The sequence below is a fragment of the Clostridium sp. 1001270J_160509_D11 genome, from assembly GCF_015667935.1.
In the GTDB taxonomy this organism is placed as follows: domain Bacteria; phylum Bacillota; class Clostridia; order Peptostreptococcales; family Peptostreptococcaceae; genus Intestinibacter.
Genome location: NZ_JADPET010000206.1, coordinates 1 through 3,436, shown reverse-complemented (window position 1 = coordinate 3,436; position 3,436 = coordinate 1). Strand labels below are relative to the sequence as shown.

Genomic DNA, 3,436 nt, shown 5'->3' with positions numbered 1-3,436 from the left:
ATATAGGAAATTATTTAATCCTATATTTGTTATTATCTTTATAATTTATTTTTAAATTCTTATCTTCTAGAATTTTTCATTGTTTTTTCTTTTTCTTTTTTACTTTTTTTGAATTCTTCTTTTTTTTCATACTTATCGTATGCTTTTATTATTCTTTGAACTAATTCATGTCTTACAACGTCTTTTTCTGTAAGTTCTATTTTACCAATTCCTTTTATATTTTCAAGTATTGTTGTCGCTTGAACTAGCCCACTTCTCTTTTTATCTGGTAAATCTGTTTGAGTTATATCTCCTGTTACTACAGCTTTAGACCCAAATCCAAGTCTTGTTAAAAACATCTTCATCTGTTCTGGAGTTGTATTTTGAGCTTCATCTAGTATTATGAAGGCATTGTCTAATGTTCTACCTCTCATAAATGCAAGTGGTGCAACTTCTATAGTACCTCTTTCTAGGAATTTGTTTACTCTTTCTCCACCAAGCATATCGAATAAAGCGTCGTATAATGGTCTTAAATATGGATCTACCTTATCTTTTAAATCTCCTGGTAAAAATCCTAAACTCTCTCCTGCCTCTACTGCTGGTCTAGTTAATACAATTCTATTTACTTCGTCCTTTTTAAAAGCACTAACAGCCATCGCAACTGCCAGATAAGTTTTACCTGTACCAGCTGGTCCTATTCCGAAGGTTATATCATTTTGATTTATTAATTCAATATATTTCTTTTGACCTAGCGTCTTAGGTTGTACTGCTTTTCCCTTTTTTGTTACAACTATAACATCATCTAGTTCTTTTATCATCATTTCACTGCCCTCAAGCAATAATGATAAACTGTAAGTAACTGACTGTTTATCTAGTGATTTTCCTTTTATAACAGTATCTTGTAATTCAGTCATAAGCCTATATGCTAAGTCTACGTTTTTTTCTTCACCCATTAAAACAATATTACCTTCTCTTAAAATAACATCAATACTTAATGTATCTTCTATTAATTTAATATTTTCATCGAAGTTTCCAAATAATTCTCTTTCAAATTCTTGTTCTGCAATTAAAAATTTTCTTTGTGTTATCAATTAAATTGTGCCTCCTTAAAAGTTTTACCCTTTTTATTCATATATTTTATTAATTATTCTTCGTTTCATCATCTTTGTTATTTTGTTGTTGTTCAAATTCATTTTTTATATCATTTATAGGTCTTTTAGTTGGATTAGATGGCACTGGTTCTCCATCTTCACTCTTGCTATTTTCTTGTAAAATTTGATTTATTTCTTGCTTACTAAGAGAATATACTTTGGATATATCTTCACTTGCTTGTACTGTTACAATATATTCTAACATATTTTTACTAACTTTATGTTGATAATTTACATCCCCCATTTTAGCAGATGCAGGCATCATATAATATAAATCTTTCAATGCTTTTTGTTTTAATTCTTCTTTTAATTTGTTTGAATCTACTTCAACTTGTTTTTTTTGCACTTCATAAAATGTGCTCACTACTATCTTAATTGGGAAAGTATAATTGCCAAGTTTAATATCTTTAGTTTTATTTTCAATTATGTAATCTTTATATTTTATATTTCTATTTATTTCAAATTCTTTGTCATAAAAAGTTATAGTGTATACGTTTTTGCTCTTGCCTGTCTTTTTATTTATTGTTTTTATGTACGGTTTTTTCTGAACACTTTCATAAAAAGTTGTCGCCCATACTTCCGGCATAGATGTGGTATTTGCACCCTGAATTAGAAGATCTCCTTTTTTGACTATATCCCCTACTTGAACAACAGCTTCTCCACTTCTTGCAATTACCTTCTCTATTATACCATTTTTAGATGCAATAATATTACAATAATTAGAATTAGCTACTTTTGTACTCTCATCATCTTTTTTTGTAACTGTTACAAATACATTTGTTCCCTTTACATTGATAGATAAGTACGCAACTTCGTCTATTTCCTGCATTATATGATCTCTAATAATTTTTCTATCTATTGTCTTTTTAAATACTCCAGGTTTTAATCCACATTCTTCTAACTCTGCCTTTAATACTTTTTTATCTATACCTTCAGGACAGTCTATGTATATATCTGTTACAAATTGAGTTGTCGAAAGAAGTAATAAAAGAGATACTATTGCAGAAAAAACCATTGTTTTGTATTTATATATTCTTCTTGCTAAAAATGGAATTCCTGTTTTTTGTTTTATTTTAACCTCAAACTTATTACCTCTATACATATTTTTTATTTTTTTCAAATCACTTCTAGATACACTAAATTCTACTTTTGTTTTATCAATTCTTTTTACATTATAAATAGGTACTCTATTTTTACAAATAAAATTCAAATATTTCTCTGTATCTATCCCTTCCACAACTAATACATAATATCCTTTAATATAATTAATCAATTTTATTCCTCCCCTTAATCAACATATTCTAGAGAATAAATTATCCCCTTTATGCCTATCTCCCCTTCGTTTATATACTTTAGAACAAGTTTATCGCCAGTTATTTTAACTATTTTTTCTTTTGTCTTTATTCTTATTAAATTATTATCAAATTCAACTATATTTACGTAATTTTCTATACTCAAAAACGTATTACTAACAATAGTAATAATAGGTTTTATAACTTGTAAATCTGATGATATCTCCATAAACTTCCTCCTTAAATAGATTTTCTTCATATATTTTATGAATTTAAATGCTTATAAATGTTATATGTTATATATTATGTATATGACACAAACTCTTTTTTAATATTTAAACAAAAAAAATTACTACCCTATAGGTAGTAAACTTATTTATTTAATATCCATATAAAATAGCTTAAAAATATTACAAAAAATATCCAAAGTAAATAAGGTATGTTTATTAAACTTGCTCTTTGATCTACTTTATAAAATTTATAAATCATTGCTATAAGGACAAGACCTGAAAGTATGCTTTCTATAAATGCAACAAATCTTAAGTTTAATCCAAAGAACAATATACTCCATAGAAAATTTAAAACTAATTGAAGATAATAAAAGAACATAGCATCATTTATTTTTTGAGTACTTTTCTTTGAACTTAGAATTATGTACGCTGATATACCCATCAAGATATATAATATGGGCCAAATAATAGGAAATACTGATGCCGGAGGAGAAAAATCCGGTTTTATTAATTGCATATACTGCATTTTAAAAGGCATTTGAGATAGTAAAACTGCAATTGAACTACTTAGTATACCTGTTACTAGCGGAATAGCAACACATATAATAAATTTTTTTATCTCTTTAACAGATATAATCAATATTTTCACCTTCCTAATAATTATTAAATATAAATCACTAAGTTTTTAATTTATTTTTATTTTAAAATTCTTTTATAATAATTATGTGTATGGATTTTAGTTGTGAGGAATTTGAAAAAATAGTAAACTTGCTCGGTTCAGTAA

General features: G+C 26.5%; 4 protein-coding genes. All 4 read right to left on the bottom strand.

Annotated elements, in window-relative coordinates:
• Positions 1-59 precede the first annotated feature (59 nt).
• The 4 genes from I4U58_RS13155 to I4U58_RS13140 all read right to left on the bottom strand — a co-directional run bounded on the left by I4U58_RS13155 (position 60) and on the right by I4U58_RS13140 (position 3,292).
• The gene (locus tag I4U58_RS13155; protein ID WP_347708186.1) at positions 60-1,067 is read right to left on the bottom strand and encodes a PhoH family protein; all 1,008 of its coding nucleotides are present in this window, start codon (positions 1,065-1,067) and stop codon (positions 60-62) included.
• Between the two features lie 52 nt (positions 1,068-1,119).
• Positions 1,120-2,403 (bottom strand): sporulation protein YqfD, encoded by a 1,284-nt coding sequence (locus tag I4U58_RS13150; protein ID WP_195931793.1) that lies wholly within the window; start codon positions 2,401-2,403, stop codon positions 1,120-1,122.
• A gap of 14 nt (positions 2,404-2,417) precedes the next feature.
• Positions 2,418-2,651, bottom strand: a complete 234-nt coding sequence (locus tag I4U58_RS13145; RefSeq protein WP_195931792.1) for a YabP/YqfC family sporulation protein — start codon at positions 2,649-2,651, stop codon at positions 2,418-2,420.
• 143 nt (positions 2,652-2,794) lie between these two features.
• On the bottom strand, positions 2,795-3,292 hold the full coding sequence (locus I4U58_RS13140) for a TspO/MBR family protein (RefSeq protein ID WP_195931791.1): 498 nt from the start codon (positions 3,290-3,292) through the stop codon (positions 2,795-2,797).
• Between the last annotated feature and the right edge of the window lie 144 nt (positions 3,293-3,436).

Excerpts from the sequence above, each read along its gene's own strand:
- I4U58_RS13145 (WP_195931792.1), bottom strand. The coding sequence starts at position 2,651 with ATGGAGATATCATCAGATTTACAAGTTATAAAACCTATTATTACTATT.